The sequence below is a fragment of the Apilactobacillus sp. EABW-1NA genome (assembly GCF_030398685.1).
Lineage (GTDB): Bacteria > Bacillota > Bacilli > Lactobacillales > Lactobacillaceae > Apilactobacillus > Apilactobacillus waqarii.
Window position 1 is genome coordinate 34595 of the sequence record NZ_JAPDKO010000011.1, and the last position, 19775, is coordinate 54369.

Sequence of the window (19775 nt, forward strand, 5' to 3'; positions counted from 1 at the left end):
ACACAAATGTCGGGAGCTAAACAATTCACTCTCGAAGGTTCAGAGACCATTTTCGATAACTTTGAAACGTTCATTTCCACCAACCATGAACTCTCTTGGCAATCATCCGTTACGTACTTTTTCTCATCAAAACCTAATATATTATTATGTATTTTTAATTATAGATACATTATAAAAATTTTCAAGGGGAAATTTTTGAATTAACTGTTTAGCATTATTGGCAAAATATGCAATAATAGAAAGGAGATATTAAATTTTAAGCGAAAGTGAGATTTAATTATGACTGAAAAATTCTTAATTGGTACTTACACTAGAGATACAAGTGAAGGAATCTATGAAATCGAATTAGATGAAAACAAAAAGCAATTACAAAACCTACAATTGGTTGCCAAGGCTGGTAATCCAACATATGTAGCCGTTTCAAAGGCCAACCGTTTATACGCCATCGACAAGGGTGAAAACGGTAAGGGTGGTGCACTAGCACTAGATAACTCAACTCGTCCCGCTAAGGAAATCAACGTTTGTTTAAACGAAGACACCAACCCAGCATACATCACTGTTGATGAAGGTCGCCAATTTGTATACACTGCCAACTACCACACCGGTGAGGTAATGGTATACAAGATTGAAGAAGACGGATCACTAACTTACTTAAACAAGGTTGTTCATCAAGGTAACGTGGGTCCACGTCCAGAACAACAAAGTGGTGCTCATCCCCACTATGCTGACCTAACTCCAGATGGCCGTTTAGCTGTTGTCGACTTAGGCCAAGACATGGTTTACGTATACGACATCGCAGATGATGGTGCCTTAACCGAAGTTTCTACATTAAAGATGGAAGCTGGATTTGGTCCTCGTCATGTTGTCTTCGACGAACAAAAACACGTTGCATTCATCGTTGGTGAATTAAGCAGTAAGCTAGCTGTTGTGAACTACGATAAAAATGATGGTAGCTTCCACTTAGACCACATCGTTGCCACTATTCCTGATGACTGGACAGAACACAACGGTGCCGCTGCCATCCGTCTATCAAGTGATGGTAAGTTTGTCTACGTTTCAAACCGTGGTAACAACAGTATTGCGGTCTTTGAAGTTAAAGACAACGGTAAGGTTGAACTAATTCAACTAGCAAGCACTGAAGGTGACTTCCCACGTGACTTTAACTTCAGTAGCGATGAAAAGTTCATGGTAGTTGTTAACCAAAACACTAACGACGCTACCTTATACGAACGCGATTCTAACAGCGGTAAGTTAACTGTTGTTCAAAAGGATGTTCATGTTCCAGAAGGTGTCTGTGTCGCACGCGAAAAATAAATAATTAAAAAAGACTTACGGATTTTCCGTAAGTCTTTTTTTAGTGTTGTTGCCAAAAATGATTCAATTTTTGTTTAGTCTGATTGATGTTAAACGCGGTCGATAATTGACCCTGGTGCCAATTTCTTGGGAAGAGTTTTTGGTAACGATTTTGTTTGAATCGTTGATCCATTAGAACGACGTTTCCGACATCCTGGTTGGTTCTAATTAATCGACCGGCGGCCTGAAAAACATTGTTTAATCCCGGTAGTTGGTAAGCAAAGTCAAAACCATGACCGTTTTCGGCATCGAAGAAGTACTTGATTAAATCATTTTCTGGATTTAAACCTGGTAGTCCAACCGAGACAATCCCGACACCAATGAGGTGGCTACCCTTAAGGTCGATTCCTTCACAAAAGATTCCACCCAGTAGGGCAAAGCCGACCAAAGTGTCATTGTCATCTCGTTTAAACGTATCGATGAATGATTGTCGCTCTTCGGGACTCATTTCGCTTTCCTGAACGAGAACGTCGACGGTCGGATTTTCTTTTTCAAACGCTTCAACGACATCGTTTAAATACTTACCAGATGGTAGGAAGATGAGGTAATGACCATTCTTACTACTAATCATGGCGTTAATGGTATCGACAATTGGTTGAATACTGCTCTTTCGCTTGGCGTAGGTGGTTTGAATGTAGTTGGTAATAATCACCTGTTGGTTATTTGGATTAAACGGCGAATCGATTTCATAGACCAGACTGTCTTCTTCATCCCCCAAGACTCGTTGATAGTAGTCCATTGGTGAAAGAGTGGCCGAGAACAAGACGGCACTGCCACCAAGTTTGAGTGACTCACCGATAAACGGACTGGGGTCCATGCAGAACAGTTTGATGATGACGTTTTGGTCGCGGTCATAAAACATTCTGGTTTTAAACGTGTCGTCATATAGTTCGGCAATCCGTTGAAAACTAAGCAAGGTGAAGTAGTAATCGACAATCGTGTCGTTTAACTCTTCATCCTTTTCGTCTTTACCGAGCCAATCGGATATGACATCGCAGAGCTTATTGAGTTGTTTAACAAACGCGCTTGGCGGATTATCCAAGTGAACGTATTCCTCATCACTTTCGGTTAGCGGCTTGACGTTTAGGGTGTATGACCTGCGGAATGATTTCAATGCCTTATGCAGTCTTTCGTTATCCTCTTGGTCCTTGGTGGCCTTGATTAGGTCGGGTAACATCTTGTTGGAGATTGCTGCCGAGTACATGTCACGGGAACGGTTGACCAGGTTGTGGGCTTCGTCGATTAAAAAGATGTTGTCGGAATCTTCGACCGTGAAGAAACGTTGGAGGTGCACTTGTGGATCAAATAGGTAGTTGTAGTCACAGATGATGACGTCACAGAATTGACTCAGATCGAGTGAGAATTCGAAAGGGTCAATCTTGTATTGTTCGGCGTATTGTTGAATTACGTCGAAGTCGATTTGATCGACATGTTCCAATACATCCTTGATGGCCGGTTTCAAACGGTCATAGTAACCAATCATGTATGGATTATCTTCAGGCTTCAAATCCTTTTCAGCCTCGAAGGTAATCTTTTCCTTGGCGGTTAAAGTGATGGTCTTGGCCTTTAGTCCCTTATTTATCATCAAGTCCATCGCTTCCTTGGCAACGATACGAGTGCTTTGTTTAGCGGTCAGATAGAAGATGCGGTTGGCTAATTCTTGGCCCATCGACTTAACGGCGGGAAAGAGCGTCGAAATCGTCTTCCCGGTTCCAGTGGGAGCTTGAGCAAATAAGTGCTTGTGATTGGCGATTGTCTTGTAGACGACAGCGGAGAAGTTACGTTGACCGTGTCTGAATTCTTTAAACGGAAAGGCCATTTGATTGGCGGTCTTGTTTCGTTCCTTAATGATGTCGGTTCTAAGCTTTAGCCATTCTTCGTATTCACTGATGAGGTCGTCGAAGAATTTTTGGGCCTCATCTCGATTGATGGTGATTTCATTGTCGGTGATGATTTCATCGGGCGTTTGAACATAGGTAAGGGTCAACTTGACCTCATCTAGTTCATCAAATTTTTGCATTAACAGATATGCGTAGACCTTCACTTGTCCCCAGTAGAGTGTCATGATGCTTTCCGGTAAGTCCTTAAATTCAACGTCGGATGTCTTAATTTCGATGATTTCGGCATCCTTACCGTCGATTAAAACACCATCGGCACGACCTTCGATGTGAAAGTCGATGTCGTTAATCTTGAGTTTGGTATCCAAATAGTATTCACTCTCAAAGTGCATGTATTTGCTCTTTTGGAGTTTGCGGTGGATTTGGGCACCTTTTCTAGCGGTATTGGAGCTATTCAAACGGGCGTTTAAGTCACCACTTCTCAGTGTGAACTCGACTAGGTCTCTGATTCCGATGCGATTCAAGATGGTTCCTCCTTTCGTTTAGGATTGATATGTAATTTGTAACAGAATTGTAACTTATGAAAAAATTTTTGATGTGCTAGGCTAAATTATAGAGATAAAAGAAAGGGGTATATTTATGCCTAGAGGATTTAAAGAAGAATTAATGTTTACAGGGATGATGGCCGGACTTATGGTTATCGTTATGGAAGCATATAACATCGCGATGGCTAGCGGAATTCACGCCGGTTTTATTGTCGAAGTACTAGTGGGCTACCCACTAGCATTAGTAGTTGCCGCCATCTTAGATTTAGTGTTAGTTGGCCCACTCGTTAAAGCTATCTTTTTCAATTATATATTCAAACCTGAATGGGAACAAACACCAATTAAGATTGCGCTATGCATTTCAACCATGATGGTACTTGGCATGGTGACCTTAATGTCACTATTTGGAATCATCGTTACCTTTGGTTTTGAAAATATCACATGGGCAATGTATGGTCATGCATGGATTTTAAACCTATGCCTAGCATTACCACTACAATTAGTGATTGTTGGCCCAATCTGTCGCTTACTATTAGGTAAGATTCAAGCCGCAATTGATGAAAAATAATCATGAAAAGCTACCGGATATACGGTGGCTTTTTTTATTTTCTTGAATAAATCTAAATTTAGATAAATAATTACTGAAAAATATTCTAAATACCGTTATTATATAGGTAGAATAAGAATTCGAGGAGATATAACATGATTAAAATTGTGACGGATTCAACAGCTCTAATTCCAGAAGAAACTGTTAACAAGTACGACATTAAAGTAATTCCATTGAACGTCAACATTGGTAGTCAAGCATACCAAGATGGCATTGATATGGATGGTCAAAAACTAATTCAATACATCAAAGACAATCCAAAGGGTGACTTTCCTACTACCAGTCAACCTTCAATCGGTCAATTCGTTGAAGTATACAACGAACTAACCAAGGACGGCGACACAGTTTTGTCACTACACATGACCGATTTATTAAGTGGAACTGTCCACGCCGCTAGCCAAGCTAGTGAAATCGCTGACGGAGACGTTAAAGTGGTTAACACTCACTACATCGATCAAAGCCTAGGGTTCCTAGTGGTTCAAGCAGCTAAGATGGCTCAATCAGGTGATTATACTCGTGATCAAATCATTGACCACGTGAACCATGACATTGAAAATTCCGAACTATACATCGGTGTAAGTACACTTGAAAACCTAGTAAAGGGTGGTCGTATCAGCAAGGCAACTGGTATTATCTCAAAAATGATGAACTTACACGTTGTCTTCCAACTATTACCAGATGACCTAAAGCTACAACTAAAGGGTCGCGGTAAGAAGACCATCACTAAGTGGTTAGACCAATTCTTTGAAACTAACGCCAACACCAACTACAAGTTCATCGGTATCAGTTACACTGGTAGTGACGAATTTGCGATGGCATTAAAAAAACGTCTGGAAGAACAATTCCCAAACGTTAACGTATTAGTTCAATATACTTCATCAATCGTTGCAGCTCATACCGGTGAAAATGCATTTGCCATCATGACTTGTAAACAAGATGACTAAAGATAACTGAAAAGATAATTCCTAAAATGGCACCAATGATAGGTCCTAAGAAAGGGACCACCGCATATCTCCATTGTGATAATCGTTTGTCGTAAGTTCTAGAAAAGAAGAAACGAGGAACTAAATCACGAGTGGGATTAAATGCGGCCCCAGTGATTGGAGCAACGATACTTATTATAATCATCATTAGTAATGATGAGAATAAGGTCTTGATCCACCATTGAGCATTGATGTCATTTTGCATTTCTGTATTAACGATAATCAAGAAGGTCCCGATGATTTCCCACTTGAAGTTACGCTTCCAATTGTTGACGTCGCGAGGGACGGTCGCATAGAAGTTCAAGTTCAAAGGAAGACTAGCCAACCATTTTGACCAGACTGCCTTGACGGTTAGTGATGCTAGCCAGGCACCGAGGATTTGGGTAAGTACTTCACCAATCATTAGCCACCAGTGAATTTGGTGGTTAACGGCTAGGGTGAGTGATACTACCGGATTGTATTCGGCGGTCCCAAAGAAGAAAGTTGTTAGAAGGGATGGAATCAGGATACTAATACCCCAGTAAAATCCGGTAATAAAACGGTTTTGTCCTTTGGGGAATAAGAAGTAGTTAATGATAACACTGGTTACTAATCCCAAGGATAACATTATGTAGGTTCCGATAAATTCACCTAATAATAGTTTCATTTCCATCCCTCCTTTAGCTGTCTACAAATGATAGATTATCACTTATTGAAATAAAATTAAAACCATATCAGATAAAAAGTGAAATCATTTCTTGGTTTCACTTTTTGTTTGCGTTTAGTTGGTTAATGATATCGATAACGTCTTGTTTGTTCACGAGACGGTGTTCTAAGGTGTTATAAAACATGGGTTGGTGTTGTTCGATGATTTTACGATCGGACTTGTTTCCCGATAGGTAGGCGACGTCACAGGCATCCGCAATGTTTGCAACTTTAGGAAAACCGGCCGCACTCATGACACTACCCAAGACAGTATCAGCATCCTCGTAATTTAAATCATCCAAGTATTTATCGTAATTCATCAATCCACCACCTAATCTTAATAAAAGATTATTATACAAATAGGAGGTCCAACTTGCTAGCAAATAGCTTTTACTAGTCGAAAAAATAATAATGCTGTAATATGTTATATTAGTTAAAACAGTATGGTATTCCTCGGCGGGAACAATCGATAGGCATATCGACAGGCGGGCTCGCGTTAGATAGGCGCGAAGGAAATATTATACGAAGGAGACTTGTTATGCAAAGTCGAAATAAATGGTTTGCATTGGTCGCTGTCTGTCTAGGATTCTTCATGGGTCTGTTAGACGTGACCGTTGTAAACGTTGCTCTACCAACCATTCAGACTAGCTTTAACAGTAGTTTTAGTCAGTTACAATGGGTCATTAATGCTTACACATTAATGTTTGCGGCCGTGTTGTTCCTAATTTCTAAGTTAGGGGACTTAATAGGGAGGAAACGCATTTTTATCATTAGTTTGGTACTATTCTCTGCTTTCTCACTAGCATGTAGTGTCGCACCAAGTATTACTTGGTTAATCATCTTCCGTGGCATTCAAGGAATCGGTGGTGCCGGAATGCTTAGCCTTTCCATGAGTATCATTGCCGACATCTTTGAAGGTCCATCAAGAGGATTAGCTCTTGGAATTTGGGGAAGTGTGGCAGGTCTATCCACCGCACTTGGCCCATTATTCGGGGGAATTCTACTTAGCTTCTTTAGTTGGGAATCTATCTTTTGGATGAATATCCCAATCGGAGTGATTGCGCTATTCATGAGTGCCAGATACATTCCAACTTCCAAGACGTTCAATAGTGGCAAAATCGATTTTATTGGAATGCTATTATCATTTGCCTTTATGTTCTGCATTATTTTAGGCTTAATTCAAAAAGAAACCCACTATGGATACTCTTGGTTCGATATGCACGTATTTGCCTTGTTGGCAGCTGGTGTTATTCTAATCGCCATTTTTGCCGTTTGGGAAAAGCACTTTTCAAGTCCAATGTTAGATCTTAGTTTGCTTAAAAACAGACAGGTAGTTGGAAGTGCCATCTCCAACCTAACATTAGGAATTGCCATATATGCAGCATTTAGCTACATCATCGTGCTATCATAAAACTACATGGACTATTCAGCACTACAAAGTGGGGCGCAACTAATGTTAATTAGTGCGTTTTCACTTGTGATTGGCCCCATCTCTGGTAAGATTGCCACTAAGATTAATCCGGGACTAATCATCAGTTTCGTATTAATTCTAGCCGGTGTCGGAATGTTCGTCCTACCAGTCTTCTTGGGTAACCAAAACCACTGGTACGGTTTGATACCTACATTCGTAACCTTAGGTTTGGCCAATGCATTCGTTAATCCACTATCATCTAACATTGCCGTTAGTTCCGTAGAACCAAAGGAAATTGGGATGACATCTGGATTACTAAATGTTGGTAAACAATTCGGGACCAGTCTGGGACTAGTTGTATTAGGATTAGCATTGACCGATAGCTACAACGCTCACTTAGTTACTTCTAAGATGGGTGATTCATTGATGCACTTGTTCCAAAATGCTGGACCATTTGCGGGGAGTGAAATCGCTGAAAAGATGCACAACTCATCGTTGTTATCTATCGTGCACAATGCCTTTTATCGAGGTATTGATAGCGTGGCGGTTACAGATGGTTTCATCTTTATCGTTGCCGGAATTCTTTGCTACATCTTGTTATGTATGAGAAGCAAAAAGAGTAAATAAAAAGTCGCTCGTAAAAGCGGCTTTTTTTAGTGGCGACTTGATTGGTGGCCACCGTTATTTGATAGTTTAATGTTGTTTCGTTTGAACTTTTGTTGAGCTGAGTCTGGTTGGAAATCAAAGTGGTGCATGCGACCATTATAAGGTTTTCCGGCCATCTTGATTTGCACCCAGTCAGCCATGATGCGTTGCATATTTTGCGCTGCTTTAACGCGGCTTTCAATGCCTTCGGTCTTGGCAGCGGGTTCGATATTATCTCTCAATTGATTGATCAACTTTTGGTGGTAGACCAATAGTGATTGGGTCAAAGGAGAGTCCTTGTATGAGTTGAATAGGCGTTCGATAAAACGCATTGCGTCTTTTGAGTTTTTGGGTTCGTAAAATCTTTCGTTATTATCCATAATTGCCTCCAAAAAAATAACCATCATGCATATTATACATGATGGTTATCATTTTACATTGATTAGTCTTCCAATTCAATTTGACCAGTTAAGCTGAATAAGAAACTTAATAGGACAGCTAGGAAACCACCGACAACGATACCGTTGTCTAGGATGATTTGAGCAGCTTGTGGAAGTGATCTGAAGATTTGTGGGTAAACTGTTACACCAATACCAGTACCAACTGATAGGGCAACAATTAATAGGTTTGCATTCTTGCTGAAGTCAACGTTTTGTAGAATACGGATACCTTGAACCCCAACCATACCAAACATTACGACCATAGCACCACCAAGCACTGAACTTGGAATTACTGTTGCCACAGCTCCAGCCTTAGGAAGTAGACCTAAGATTAATAGGAATAATCCGGCGTAGTAAATTGGGCGTTTAGTCTTAATACCTGATAGTTGAACCACACCAACGTTTTCTGAGAAAGTTGAGTATGGGAAGGTGTTGAAGACACCACCAAGCATAGCAGCGATACCTTCAGCACGGTAACCGTTAGCTAGGTCTTTTTCGCTTAGCTTACGACCAGTTAAATCACCCAGTGCCAAGAAGACACCGGTTGATTCCACCATGGTAGTTAGTGATACTAAAATCATGGTTAGAATAGCTGACCAGCTGAAGTGTGGTGTACCGAAGTAGAAAGGTTGTGGGAAGTGGAACCAGCTTGCTTGTGCGACTGAAGCAAATGAAATCATGCCAAGTGCATAAGCAATCACTGTTCCGACTACCATCCCAACCAATACAGAGATTGATCTAAAGAAACCTTTTCCAAAGATGTTAATCAAGATAATAACGGCCATGGTAATTAGACCGACGATTAAATCGTGAGGGTCGGCGAAGTTCTTAGCTGAAGCATTTCCACCACCCAAGTTTTGAACGGCAACTGGTACTAATGAGAAACCAATAATGGTAATTAGTGAACCAGTAACCACTGGTGGAAAGAACTTACGTAGTTTTGCGAAAAGTCCTGAGATTAAGAATACGAATAAACCAGAACAAATAATAGCTCCATAAATATATGCGACACCTAAAGTACCACCGATAGTTTCAAGTGGTGTAATAACTTGTACCGCACATCCCAATACAACGGGAAGACCAATCCCAGTAAGTGGGGTCTTCTTAAGTTGTAGTAGTGTGGCAATCCCACACATAAAAATATCTGCAGAAACCAGGTAAGTCATTTGAGCTGCATTGAAGTGTAAGAAAGCACCGATTAGCAATGGAACGATAACGTCACCTGAATACATTGCTAACAAGTGTTGGAAACCTAAAATGGCAGCCTTGAATTGGGATACCTGTTGCAAATTGCTTTCATGTTTATCCAAACAAAATTCCTCCTAATATTTAATTATTACCCTGAAAAATAAAAAAACCTCAATGCTAGAAAAAGCAAAGAGACCTTCATCTTTTTGCTTATAGTCCGAACTTTACGGTTCCGGGTAGAAACTTACCAACCTTATTATGGTAAATATATAGGCAATAACTGATTTAATTTTGTAAATTCAATATTAGACGAATTTTGCAAAAAAAGCAATCCTTATAATGAATATAATTGTTCAGTTTCACAATTATAAGGTACAATGGAAAGTACTATTTGATAGATACGAGGGGGGAATAATCTTGAAGCATATTTTAGCAATTCACACCGGTGGAACTATTTCAATGTCTCAAGACGAAAGCGGGGAAGTTGTTCAAAATGAACAAAATCCAATCGCCAATCAACAAGATAATTTATTAGATCAAGGAATCGATATTACAAATGAGGAGATTTTTAACTTACCATCTCCACATATGACCCCTGATAGAATGCTTGAAATCGCTAATCGAATTAAGGAAGCAAGAAAGCAAGGATACGATGGTGTCGTAGTTACCCATGGTACCGATACCCTAGAAGAAACTGCATACTTCTTGGACTTAACTTTGGCCAACGATTTTCCAGTCGTCGTAACTGGTGCCATGCGTTCATCAAACGAAATTGGTTCAGATGGTCTATACAACCTATTGAACGCTGCAGCAACCGCTGCTAGCCCACAAGCTAAGAACAAGGGTGTCTTGGTGGCAATGAACGATGAAATTCACACCGCCAGATACGTTACTAAGACCCACACTACTAACGTGGCGACTTTTAGAACACCAACTTTTGGTCCAATCGGAATTATTTCTAAGCACGAACCAACATTTTACCAAGAACTAATCCAAAGTGAAGTCGTAAACGTTGATTCACTAGTGGACCACGTTTATCTAATCAAGGCCTTTGCCGGCATGGACGGGACCTTGTTTGACGCTTTAGATAATGATCAAACTAACGGTCTAGTAATCGAAGGACTAGGTGCTGGTAACCTACCTCCTGAAACATTAGATTCAGTAAAACGTTTAGTCGATAGAAACATCCCAGTCATTTTGGTTTCCAGATGTCTAAGTGGGGTTGCACAAGACATCTACGCCTATGAAGGTGGAGGAATTCAACTGGAAGAAATGGGCTTAGAATTCTGTCACGGTCTAAACGGACAAAAAGCACGTATTAAATTAATCATTGCGTTAAGTGCGCACAAGTCTGGTGAAGAGTTAGCTAGATTTATGAGTAACGCAATATCATAGAGTGAGGGATGTTTATGAACTCTATCATTGCAGATTTAAATGCAGCAATGAGCAAGGAACAACTGGTGAATATCTACCTAAACACTGGTGATATTTTTTATACCGGCTATATTGAAACTTATAACGATGACGAGGTCATCATTGCCACATACGAATCAAGCGGTCTAGCCGACGGATACGTCGCAATGAAGACTGCCATCATTGAGAGTGTGGAACGTCAAAGTGAAGACCTAGACAGCATCAAAGAAAAAATGTTAATCGCCAAGGATGAAGGATTAATGGAATCCAAACCCAGCGAATTACACTTTGATTCCAACAACAACTTGTTCCCACAAATTTTAATTCAAGCATACTTAAACCAAGAGGTTATCCTAATTCACGACAATGAAGCGGAACGTTTCTACACAGGGATGGTTAAGAAAATCAGCAATGATTCCTTTAAGTTCTTACGCATTAACAAGTTCGACTTCATGCAAAATGAATTGGTCACCATGGGCTTTAACCAAAGCATGATTATTGAATTCCAAGGTCGTGAACTAAGTGTCATGAGCAAAGTAATGGGCAAGGTCAAAGAACAAAACATTGCCAAGACCGCCGAATCAATCAACAACATCATCGATTTGTTGAACGATTCATTCCATCATCACAACCTAGTCGAAGTTCGTTGTAGATACAATGACCACTTCTTCTATGTCGGGGAGGTCATCATGTTAAACGACAGTGGTGCCATCCTAAAAGTTGTCGACATGTCTGGTCAATTTGGTGGCTATGTCTTCATTCGAATGAATGGCATCCAACGAGTCACCGTTGGCAACGACTACCTTGAATTGGTTCAACTAATGAAGGACCAAAACATTGCTGATCATAATGCATCACAACCGGTATTAAACGATTCAAGAGAATTCGACAGTACCGAAGATAATTTAAATGCTATCTTGACGCAATCCATGAACAAGCATCAATTGATTCGTTTACAATTGAAGTCTGGTAGTAACTTCTTAGGTTACCCGGAAAAGATTGGCCCCGAATCAATGAAGTTCAGTCTATTGGATGAAACAGTCAACTTCTTCATTTACGGACAAAAGATTCCGTTAAATGACATCGTTGAAGTAGGTTTTGAATACATCTATGCTTATTTAGATGAACAACGTCTAAGAAGAAAAGGCGATATGTAATAAAAAAAAGGAACCCGACATTTCGGGTTCCTTTTTTGCTTAGCCTAATTTTTGTTTGATAATATCTACTTCATCTTGATTTGGGGATCTGCGCATGCTCTTAATGTCATGCAATTCCTCTACACTAAAATGTAGGTTATAAGCCAATAATGTATCTGGCATATCATTATTCTTTTGATAAGTAACAATTTCTTCAGCAATCTTATTCAATTTACGATTCATAAGAACCCTCCTAACAAAATCCATCCGACAATTACATTATAACTTATTTTAGTATAAGAAGAAAAATAAAGTCTAAAAAATTAGGATAATTTGGATAGCGACAACCACAACAACGAAGATTATATAATCGGTTGCTTTGATTGTAATCTTTTTGAAATGGGTTCGGCTGTTTCCTTCAACGAATAAATGTGAATTCATTCCTTGAGCTAGTAGGGTGGACCAGTTCATGGCAGCTAGGATTGACTTGAAGTAAAGGGTTGGAGAAACATAGGATAGATGCACGTTTCTCATTTTAGCGGATAACTTGATGTCGACAATCTCTTGTTTGATGGTTTCAATCAAGTTAAAGGCGCCCATTACTCCGTAGGCAAACTTGCTGGGTACGTGAAAGTTTTGTTCCAGACTACCAGCCAAATCCTCGATGGAGGTCTTACATGTGTAAGTTCCACCCAGTGTGACAAACGCGTATAGACGAGTCACCAATAAGATACCGTATTGATAGTCGCCATTTATCTTTTGGGCGAAATAGATTCCGACCGCAGGAATTAAAGTGACGAATAATAAGTATAGGATTCGCTTAAATGAAGCGAAGAAGATTAGATAGATTAGACTAACAACGAAGATAACTAGGTTTAGTCTAACTGATGTTGTAAATGAAATTTCCAATGCAATTACTAACATCATCAGTAGTTTTAATACGGGATTCATTAAAAGGCCTCCTGATAAGTTAGTTTGTGATCATCAAATGCTAAATGGTAATCAACTAGGTTCTCTAGACCATGAGTTTGATGAGAGATTAGCAGTTGCGTTTGACCGTTAGCCTTTGCGTGATTCAATAAATCAACGACAACGGTAACATATTCAATGTTGATACCATTAAAAGGTTCGTCTAAAAGAAGAAGTGAGTGTCCCATCATGACTATGCTTAGGATTTGTAGTCGTTTCTTTTGGCCATCACTTAAAGAGTAGATGACACGATCGGATAGCTCATCTAGACCAAGTTTGTTAGTGTATTCAGCGATTTGATTGTCGTCCAACCAGTTGTTGAATGCATTCTTCTTGGATAGTTCTAGTTCGTCTTCGACGGTGATTTTAATGAATTGCTTGGTTGATTCTTGGAAAATCATTCCAACACTTTGTAAGTACTTGTTTAAACGGATTTTACGAATTGATTTGTGGTTGAAATTAATTTCTCCATCAAAATCATGTTGCTTGATAAATGTTTTGAACAGACTTGATTTACCACATCCGTTGGGACCGGTAATTAAGGTCGTTTTTTGTTTCATCAAGTCTAAATCTAAATGATTGATTAATTGCATGTCGTAGTTGGCAATTGATAAATCTGCACAGTTAATAATTGGTTCTCCAACAACTTCGTTTGATAGTGGACGATTTGTGGAATCGTTGAATTGATTGAACAATTCTTTGGCCGCCGCATCATCTAAAGGTTTAAACGTTGTGTTGTCTTCATCGAAACCAATTAACTGGTCGATTCGATTTTCGTAGCCCATAAGGTCATGATCGATATCGATGACAATCTTGTCTGATTCCTTTAGCTGGCTCAATAGACTAATCAGTTCCAGACGAGACTTGATATCGACATTGGCAAATGGTTCATCCAATAGAATAACAGGAGCGTTAATCGCTACGATGATACTTAGTGCAACCTTTTGTTTTTCACCACCAGAAAGAGTCTTGAATTCGCGCTTTCTTAACTCATTGGTATTGGTGAAAGAAAGGGCGTCTTCGATAATTTGATCCATTTTATCAGGTTCAACTTGAAGATTTTCTAGGGTGAAGATGAATTCATCTTCCACGGTAGCCATACAAAATTGTTGCATTGGATCTTGGAACATCATGGAAATGGTTTGTCGTAATTTCCATTCTGAAAATTCAGCGATGTCTTGGTGATTAAAATTGATAACGCCGTCGATTGTACCGTCGTTATATTGTGGATAAAATCCTGCGATTGTTTTCAAAAGCGTTGATTTACCAGACCCAGAAGGACTGTATATCAATGCCATTTGATTAGATTCGAAATCCAGGCTAACCCCTTTAAAAGTCGGCTTCGAACTACCAGTATATTGGTATGTCAAATTGTTAATTGATAAGTTATTCAAAAAGTGACACTCCTATTATTTGATAACGTGACTCTTTTCTAACATGTTGGCGATTAGTTTTGATAACACACCACCAAATATGAAGATTGAAATGAATCTTGCGATGAATAAGATTATTAGCATGTGGATGGCATAAGCATTGTAACCACTCTTGAACCAGTCATAGATAAATGTGATGACAGTAGTTGAGATGGTAGTAGCGAATACACCTAACCAATCGAAGTGCTTGTATTTAGTAGCAACGAAACCTAATTCAGTTGCGATACCTTGTTCAATACCAGAGATGATGGTTTCAACACCCCATTGTCCACCTAAGAACATTTCAACGATGGCACCGATTACCTCAGCTAGTAATGGAGCACCTGGACGTTTGAAGATAAAACCAGCAAGTGGAGCTGCCATTACCCAAAGACCAAGTAGTAGATCGTTAGCAAGAGGTGCTAGACCATAAGGAGTAAGTGCAAGACTTACTGCGTTGTATAGAAAACCTGTGGCGAAAAAGATAATTCCACAGATAATTGAGATTAATGTAAGTAAAATGATGTTTCTAAGTGACCATGTGTTTTTCATAGTTTCCTCCAGAAAAAAGGACCCCAAACAACACGTGTTTGGAGTCCAATTTATTTTTATAATTTGTAAAGCATTAAAAATAAAAGGGTTGTTTTCCTTCGCAGGGATTATCCTGAATCAGGTACTATGGGTATGAATCTCAGCCGAATTCCGGCACCCCAAACATTAATTATCAATTTAAATTAACTATACTATTGATTAAATTTAAATGCAATGCTTATATTTTTATTAACATTTTTAACAAGCGGGATGCCTTGTCGTAACGGTGATTTCGTGGTAACTTTAGATAGTGAAATTATGAAAAATGGAAGTAAAAATGAATGAAGAAATCAGTGAAAAGACTAACAATAATATTCGTCGCGGCGATTGGATTAGGGGCATACGAACAATTTAATAATCCATTCTCATTTATTCGCCAAGAATACAATAAAATAACGAACTCAAAACAAGGTTATCAACCTGACTATCAACAAGATCCACAAACTTATAAGACCGACCTAGTGAAGGTGTCACAGAATAAAATAACGAACGCGAGTGCTGCTGTGGCATTGGATGCTACTAAGAATAAGGTCGTTTATTCACAAAATGGGGACAAGAAGATTAAGGTGGCATCATTAGCTAAACTAATGACCTTATATCTAGCGATTCAAAAGGCCGAAAAAACCAACGGCTGGAATCGAGTAGTCGACACCAGTAACAAGGGACTAAAGAAACTAGGTGACGACGTTGAACTAGGTGGCTTTAAGTTTAAGGATGGCCACAAGTACACCGTCAGAGATTTGTATAAGGCCGCTTTAGTCCAATCATCCAACAATGCTGCAATTGCATTGGGTCAATGGGTGGCAGGATCTAACGTTAAGTTCATCAAGATGATGAATGAACAAGCCAGAGCATGGCATCTAGACGCTACTTTTGTGTCATCATCAGGACTAGAAAATAGTGACTTAGGTAAATTTGGTTTCGCTCAAGTTGGTGGCAAGGACGATGCCAACATGATCTCAGCCAAGAGTATCGCAATCATTGCCGACCACGTCCTATCAATTTATCCAAAGGCAATTGATGATGCCAAGCAAGTATATGAAAAAGTTGACGGTCAAACTTTATTTAATGAAAATAGTTTACTACCTGGTAGACCTTTTTACGATGAAAGTTTGCATGTCGATGGTTTAAAGACCGGTTATACTGTTGCCGCTGGACTATGTCTAGTTGCGACTGCTCAACAACCTGGCAAAGACAGAGTAATCACCGTCGTTGTTAACGATTATGCCGAATTTTCCGACACTGCCAAGTTGATTAAACTGGTTAACAACCACGATTCAGCATTGAAATAATAATAGTTAGCATAAGAATTTTGTATTTTTTCCAAAATAGTGTAGAATAGTAAAGTATCTTTGATTACTAGTATAAAGGAGAAGATTTATGGAATCGGCCTGGAATATAGTTGGCCTACTTCTTTGGATAATTTTGGTTATTTATGCAATTTTTATTATTCATAACATCGGGGTAAGAAGAAGTAGACTAATCATAAATGGGCACTACGACTTTTCATTAACTCACCATTTAAAGACGATTGCACAAATCGTCGTGTTATTTGCTGGGATTGGATTCATGTCTTTTGAGACATTCTATCCAAACGTTAATGGATCAAACGTCGTCACAACACGTGACTTCAAGCCATTAATTTTGGATACCAATGGTAACAGCTCTTACTATGTGAAGGTCAAAAGTGGGAATAATTCATCTTTGAATCAGTCTTACTCATATTTGGTTAATGGACAACGTCTATCAGTATCAAGTTCAGCATCAAGTGTGCTAGTCGGTACTAATAGCGAAATTAATGTTCAAAAGTCAGCGGTTAGATGGAATGACAATGAAGCTAAGACGCTAGACAAGAAATACCAAAGAGCGTGGGTTGCCGACGTAACCGTTACGTATAAAGACAGTTTTTGGAATGGAATCGGATTACATGCAAGACGTCAGTTCAAGAGTTATACTCTAATCCGTATTCCGGATAATTCATTTATTTATAACGAAAAATAAAAAGCCTCTGGATTTAATCCAGGGCTTTTTTTCGTTTAGTCTTGTTTTTGTAGTTTAGAATGGTGAACTCCGTAGGCGAAGTAGAAGATAAATCCAATCACAATCCAGATACCAACTGAAATCTTGGTAATGTCTGGAAGCATGATGATAAAGAAGATGCTGAATACACCAGCTACGATTGGTAGGAATGGATACCATGGCATCTTGAATCCTGTGTTTTTAATATCTTTTCTACGACGAAGTTTAATAACACCAAATGAGATGAATGCGAAGGCAATCAATGTTCCTGCGTTAATCAATGAAGCTAGTTGAGTCAATGGAACCAAACCAGCAAAGACAGCTTGAACGATAGTTGCGATGATAATCGCATTCTTTGGTACGGAGTGCTTGGCGTTAACGCGGCCAATGAATTTAGGCAAAAGACCGTCTCGACCAAGTGCATACACTAGGCGAGAACCACCGATGAACATAGTCACCATGGCGGTAAAGATTCCAAACAAAGCACCGATAGTAATTAGCTTGTTGAATGCTGACAAGTGAATGATTTGAAGAGCGTAAGCGGCGGGATCGTCAACGTTTAGTTCCCTGTAGTTAACGATTCCAGTAAGTACCATTGAAAATGCGACATATAGAACGACGGCGAAAACCACAGTTCCGATAATTCCCTTGATAACGTTCTTACCTGGGTCGATAGTTTCAGCGGAGTTAGAAGCTAATGCATCAAAACCGATGAAAGCAAAGAAGACAGTGGCAGCTGCTGTGAAGATACCACCCATACCAAATGGAGTTGAGTGGAATTGAGCAGGGTAGAAAGGAACATAGTTACTGGTCTTAACGTAGAAGGCACCGATGATAATAAAAATAATGATAATGGCGACTTTGACAATCACGGCGAAGTTTTCAACACGTTTAGACATTTCTGAACCCATTAGAAGAATTCCTGCGATGACAACCACAATGATGACGGCTGAGATGTTAATCACTCCACCTTCCATTGGACTGGCTTGTAGGGCGGTTGGTAAATGAATTCCGATGGCGGCTAAGATATTGTTGTTAAAGTAAGCAGCAAACCCGGTCGCTTCAGCCGATACTGCTAAGAAGTATTCAAGGATTAAGGCCCAACCCAAAATCCAACCAACAATTTCACCATAGACAACGGAACCAAATGAGTAAGCTGATCCGGCAATTGGCATGGCTGATGAAAATTCAGCGTAGGCCATACCAACTAATCCAGAAACGATGGCTGCCATTAAAAAGGCAATCGCAACGGCAGGACCAGCATGACTGGCAGCTTCATGGCCGGGAAGGATGAAAATCCCGGTACCAATCACGGCACCGATACCCAAGCCAATTAAGTCTTTAGTGGTCAAAGACTTGGATAATCGTGAATCGGCCTCTAAATAATTGCTAACCGATTCCTTTTTAAAAATTTGCATAGATATCAACACCTTTTCTTGTTTATTTGTACTATTAACTATATAATGAGTACCAACATAAGTAAAATTAATAAATTCAATATTTACATAAGAAAAGATGATATAAGATGAATCGATTTATTGTACTAGAGGCAGTATTACAGAATAAGAGTTTCACCAAAGCAGCAGAACAACTAGGGTATACCCAATCTTCCGTCAGTCAAATGATGTCCAATCTGGAAAAGGAATTCAATATGCACATTCTAAAACGTTCCAGATCTGGGGTGGAATTGACACCGGATGGGGAAAAACTTTATCCACACATCAGACAAGCACTTCGTCAATACCGTGGATTAATCGACACCGCCAATGCCATCAATGGCCTTCAATCAGGAACGGTCAGAATCGGAGCAATTACCAGTGTTAGTTGTTACTGGTTGCCTGACCTATTCAAAGAGTTTAAGGCGCTTTATCCACAGATTAATTTCGTTTTAAACCAGGGTGACTATGGAACCATCATCGATTGGTTGAAAACCGACCAAATTGATTTCGCCATCATGACCGCTGAATACGGAGAAGGTTTTAATAAGACAATTGTCCACAACACTAACATGAATGCATTTATTCCCGTTGACCATCCATACGCCAACGCAGATGCTGTGCCAATTGAAGCACTCGCCGATGATCCATTCATCCTAGTTGAGGGTGGTGGCTACAGTGAACCGCTTGAAGCATTTAAAAAAGCCGGTGTTAAACCCAACGTGCGCTATAAGATTCAAGATGACTACACCATCATGGCGATGGTCGAAGCAGGACTAGGGGTCAGCATCTTATCCGAACTAGTTTACCGTCGAACCGATTTCAACATCGTCAGCAAGCCAGTCGAACCCAACGTGACTAGACCGGTCGCAATTGTTTATAAGAATAAGGATGAACTACCAATCGCCAGCCAACATTTTGCGAAGTTCATTATCGATAGAAAAGAAGAACTCAAATAAAAAAGCCATTGGATTGAATGTGAACTGAACCCCTTGAGTTGGAGAAATCTAACCTAAGGGGTTCTTTTATGTTTTCTAAAGAATTAAAATTAGCTGCCATTAAAGATTATTATAATGGTTTAGGATTTACAAAAATTATTAATAAG

Annotated in this window: 20 protein-coding genes, 2 riboswitches and 1 other annotated feature (1 of these 23 cut by a window edge); of the genes, 10 read left to right on the forward strand and 10 right to left on the reverse strand. The window is 39.6% G+C overall.

Translation table 11 applies throughout. The features are described 5' to 3' along the window. Positions 1-139: a binding site (T-box leader), on the reverse strand; it reaches 109 nt to the left of the window's first position. A gap of 140 nt (positions 140-279) precedes the next feature. Further along, entirely contained in the window at positions 280-1314 is a 1035-nt protein-coding gene (locus OEZ61_RS04430) for a lactonase family protein (RefSeq protein WP_057198325.1), read from the forward strand. 40 nt (positions 1315-1354) lie between these two features. Here OEZ61_RS04430 and OEZ61_RS04435 read toward each other — a convergent pair whose 3' ends face one another. Next, entirely contained in the window at positions 1355-3715 is a 2361-nt protein-coding gene (locus OEZ61_RS04435) for an ATP-dependent DNA helicase (RefSeq protein WP_290047039.1), read from the reverse strand. Positions 3716-3830: 115 nt separating this feature from the next. Between OEZ61_RS04435 and OEZ61_RS04440 the strand changes: the two genes are divergently transcribed. Then, the gene (locus OEZ61_RS04440; RefSeq protein WP_217304101.1) at positions 3831-4304 is read left to right on the forward strand and encodes a DUF2798 domain-containing protein; all 474 of its coding nucleotides are present in this window, start codon (positions 3831-3833) and stop codon (positions 4302-4304) included. A gap of 134 nt (positions 4305-4438) precedes the next feature. Next, positions 4439-5287, forward strand: coding sequence for a DegV family protein (locus tag OEZ61_RS04445; RefSeq protein WP_290047040.1), 849 nt, complete (start codon positions 4439-4441; stop codon positions 5285-5287). On the opposite strand, the gene OEZ61_RS04450 is transcribed toward OEZ61_RS04445, so the two are convergent. Both OEZ61_RS04450 and OEZ61_RS04455 read right to left on the reverse strand, forming a co-directional pair. Next, a complete protein-coding gene (locus tag OEZ61_RS04450; RefSeq protein WP_057198318.1) occupies positions 5262-5972 on the reverse strand; it encodes an aquaporin in 711 nt (236 codons plus the stop codon). The genes OEZ61_RS04445 and OEZ61_RS04450 overlap by 26 nt on opposite strands. Before the next feature lie 97 nt (positions 5973-6069). After that, entirely contained in the window at positions 6070-6330 is a 261-nt protein-coding gene (locus tag OEZ61_RS04455; protein WP_290047041.1) for a hypothetical protein, read from the reverse strand. Between the two features lie 218 nt (positions 6331-6548). Here OEZ61_RS04455 and OEZ61_RS08180 point away from each other — a divergent pair, with 218 nt between their 5' ends. Then, positions 6549-7421, forward strand: coding sequence for an MFS transporter (locus OEZ61_RS08180; protein ID WP_354669366.1), 873 nt, complete (start codon positions 6549-6551; stop codon positions 7419-7421). A 6-nt stretch (positions 7422-7427) separates the two neighbouring features. After that, positions 7428-8048 (forward strand): MFS transporter, encoded by a 621-nt coding sequence (locus tag OEZ61_RS08185; RefSeq protein WP_354669367.1) that lies wholly within the window; start codon positions 7428-7430, stop codon positions 8046-8048. Between the two features lie 26 nt (positions 8049-8074). On the opposite strand, the gene OEZ61_RS04465 is transcribed toward OEZ61_RS08185, so the two are convergent. Continuing rightward, the gene (locus tag OEZ61_RS04465; protein WP_053791993.1) at positions 8075-8446 is read right to left on the reverse strand and encodes a hypothetical protein; all 372 of its coding nucleotides are present in this window, start codon (positions 8444-8446) and stop codon (positions 8075-8077) included. 62 nt (positions 8447-8508) lie between these two features. Continuing rightward, positions 8509-9816 carry a nucleobase:cation symporter-2 family protein gene (locus OEZ61_RS04470; RefSeq protein ID WP_248601113.1) on the reverse strand — a complete coding sequence of 436 codons (1308 nt, stop codon included), beginning with the start codon at positions 9814-9816 and terminating at the stop codon, positions 8509-8511. Between the two features lie 71 nt (positions 9817-9887). Further along, positions 9888-9987: riboswitch (purine riboswitch) on the reverse strand. A 121-nt stretch (positions 9988-10108) separates the two neighbouring features. Between OEZ61_RS04470 and OEZ61_RS04475 the strand changes: the two genes are divergently transcribed. Together OEZ61_RS04475 and OEZ61_RS04480 are read left to right on the forward strand one after the other, a co-directional pair. Continuing rightward, complete coding sequence (locus OEZ61_RS04475) at positions 10109-11089, forward strand: asparaginase (RefSeq protein WP_272946454.1); 981 nt, start codon at positions 10109-10111, stop codon at positions 11087-11089. A gap of 14 nt (positions 11090-11103) precedes the next feature. Continuing rightward, a complete protein-coding gene (locus OEZ61_RS04480; protein WP_290047042.1) occupies positions 11104-12264 on the forward strand; it encodes a hypothetical protein in 1161 nt (386 codons plus the stop codon). Positions 12265-12303: 39 nt separating this feature from the next. On the opposite strand, the gene OEZ61_RS04485 is transcribed toward OEZ61_RS04480, so the two are convergent. From OEZ61_RS04485 to OEZ61_RS04500, 4 genes are all read right to left on the reverse strand, one after another. After that, positions 12304-12486 carry an LBP_cg2779 family protein gene (locus tag OEZ61_RS04485; protein ID WP_034530908.1) on the reverse strand — a complete coding sequence of 61 codons (183 nt, stop codon included), beginning with the start codon at positions 12484-12486 and terminating at the stop codon, positions 12304-12306. Positions 12487-12558: 72 nt separating this feature from the next. Further along, positions 12559-13194 (reverse strand): energy-coupling factor transporter transmembrane component T, encoded by a 636-nt coding sequence (locus OEZ61_RS04490; RefSeq protein WP_034530909.1) that lies wholly within the window; start codon positions 13192-13194, stop codon positions 12559-12561. Then, entirely contained in the window at positions 13194-14606 is a 1413-nt protein-coding gene (locus OEZ61_RS04495) for an ATP-binding cassette domain-containing protein (RefSeq protein ID WP_290047043.1), read from the reverse strand. The genes OEZ61_RS04490 and OEZ61_RS04495 overlap by 1 nt, the downstream gene beginning before the upstream one ends. A 15-nt stretch (positions 14607-14621) precedes the next feature. Continuing rightward, positions 14622-15176, reverse strand: coding sequence for an ECF transporter S component (locus tag OEZ61_RS04500; RefSeq protein ID WP_034530911.1), 555 nt, complete (start codon positions 15174-15176; stop codon positions 14622-14624). A 76-nt stretch (positions 15177-15252) separates the two neighbouring features. Beyond that, positions 15253-15347, reverse strand: a riboswitch (TPP riboswitch). Between the two features lie 149 nt (positions 15348-15496). On the opposite strand from OEZ61_RS04500, the gene OEZ61_RS04505 reads away from it, so the two are divergent. Beyond that, positions 15497-16507, forward strand: coding sequence for a serine hydrolase (locus OEZ61_RS04505; protein WP_051961020.1), 1011 nt, complete (start codon positions 15497-15499; stop codon positions 16505-16507). 88 nt (positions 16508-16595) lie between these two features. Beyond that, positions 16596-17216 (forward strand): LVIS_2131 family protein, encoded by a 621-nt coding sequence (locus OEZ61_RS04510; protein WP_034530912.1) that lies wholly within the window; start codon positions 16596-16598, stop codon positions 17214-17216. Positions 17217-17251: 35 nt separating this feature from the next. On the opposite strand, the gene OEZ61_RS04515 is transcribed toward OEZ61_RS04510, so the two are convergent. Next, positions 17252-18652 carry an amino acid permease gene (locus tag OEZ61_RS04515; RefSeq protein WP_034530913.1) on the reverse strand — a complete coding sequence of 467 codons (1401 nt, stop codon included), beginning with the start codon at positions 18650-18652 and terminating at the stop codon, positions 17252-17254. Positions 18653-18759: 107 nt separating this feature from the next. Between OEZ61_RS04515 and OEZ61_RS04520 the strand changes: the two genes are divergently transcribed. Beyond that, positions 18760-19629: a LysR family transcriptional regulator gene (locus tag OEZ61_RS04520; RefSeq protein ID WP_034530914.1), complete on the forward strand. Its 870-nt coding sequence runs from the start codon at positions 18760-18762 to the stop codon at positions 19627-19629. The last annotated feature ends 146 nt before the right edge of the window (positions 19630-19775 follow it).

What these genes read in the sequence shown, in the direction of transcription:
- OEZ61_RS04430 (WP_057198325.1), top strand. Translation starts at nt 280, where the DNA reads ATGACTGAAAAATTCTTAATTGGTACTTACACTAGAGATACAAGTGAA.
- OEZ61_RS04445 (WP_290047040.1), top strand. Translation starts at nt 4,439, where the DNA reads ATGATTAAAATTGTGACGGATTCAACAGCTCTAATTCCAGAAGAAACT.
- OEZ61_RS04440 (WP_217304101.1), top strand. Translation starts at nt 3,831, where the DNA reads ATGCCTAGAGGATTTAAAGAAGAATTAATGTTTACAGGGATGATGGCC.
- OEZ61_RS04465 (WP_053791993.1), bottom strand. Translation starts at nt 8,446, where the DNA reads ATGGATAATAACGAAAGATTTTACGAACCCAAAAACTCAAAAGACGCA.
- OEZ61_RS04480 (WP_290047042.1), top strand. Translation starts at nt 11,104, where the DNA reads ATGAACTCTATCATTGCAGATTTAAATGCAGCAATGAGCAAGGAACAA.
- OEZ61_RS04490 (WP_034530909.1), bottom strand. Translation starts at nt 13,194, where the DNA reads ATGAATCCCGTATTAAAACTACTGATGATGTTAGTAATTGCATTGGAA.
- OEZ61_RS08180 (WP_354669366.1), top strand. Translation starts at nt 6,549, where the DNA reads ATGCAAAGTCGAAATAAATGGTTTGCATTGGTCGCTGTCTGTCTAGGA.
- OEZ61_RS08185 (WP_354669367.1), top strand. Translation starts at nt 7,428, where the DNA reads ATGGACTATTCAGCACTACAAAGTGGGGCGCAACTAATGTTAATTAGT.
- OEZ61_RS04505 (WP_051961020.1), top strand. Translation starts at nt 15,497, where the DNA reads ATGAAGAAATCAGTGAAAAGACTAACAATAATATTCGTCGCGGCGATT.
- OEZ61_RS04520 (WP_034530914.1), top strand. Translation starts at nt 18,760, where the DNA reads ATGAATCGATTTATTGTACTAGAGGCAGTATTACAGAATAAGAGTTTC.
- OEZ61_RS04515 (WP_034530913.1), bottom strand. Translation starts at nt 18,652, where the DNA reads ATGCAAATTTTTAAAAAGGAATCGGTTAGCAATTATTTAGAGGCCGAT.
- OEZ61_RS04485 (WP_034530908.1), bottom strand. Translation starts at nt 12,486, where the DNA reads ATGAATCGTAAATTGAATAAGATTGCTGAAGAAATTGTTACTTATCAA.
- OEZ61_RS04450 (WP_057198318.1), bottom strand. Translation starts at nt 5,972, where the DNA reads ATGAAACTATTATTAGGTGAATTTATCGGAACCTACATAATGTTATCC.
- OEZ61_RS04510 (WP_034530912.1), top strand. Translation starts at nt 16,596, where the DNA reads ATGGAATCGGCCTGGAATATAGTTGGCCTACTTCTTTGGATAATTTTG.
- OEZ61_RS04455 (WP_290047041.1), bottom strand. Translation starts at nt 6,330, where the DNA reads ATGAATTACGATAAATACTTGGATGATTTAAATTACGAGGATGCTGAT.
- OEZ61_RS04500 (WP_034530911.1), bottom strand. Translation starts at nt 15,176, where the DNA reads ATGAAAAACACATGGTCACTTAGAAACATCATTTTACTTACATTAATC.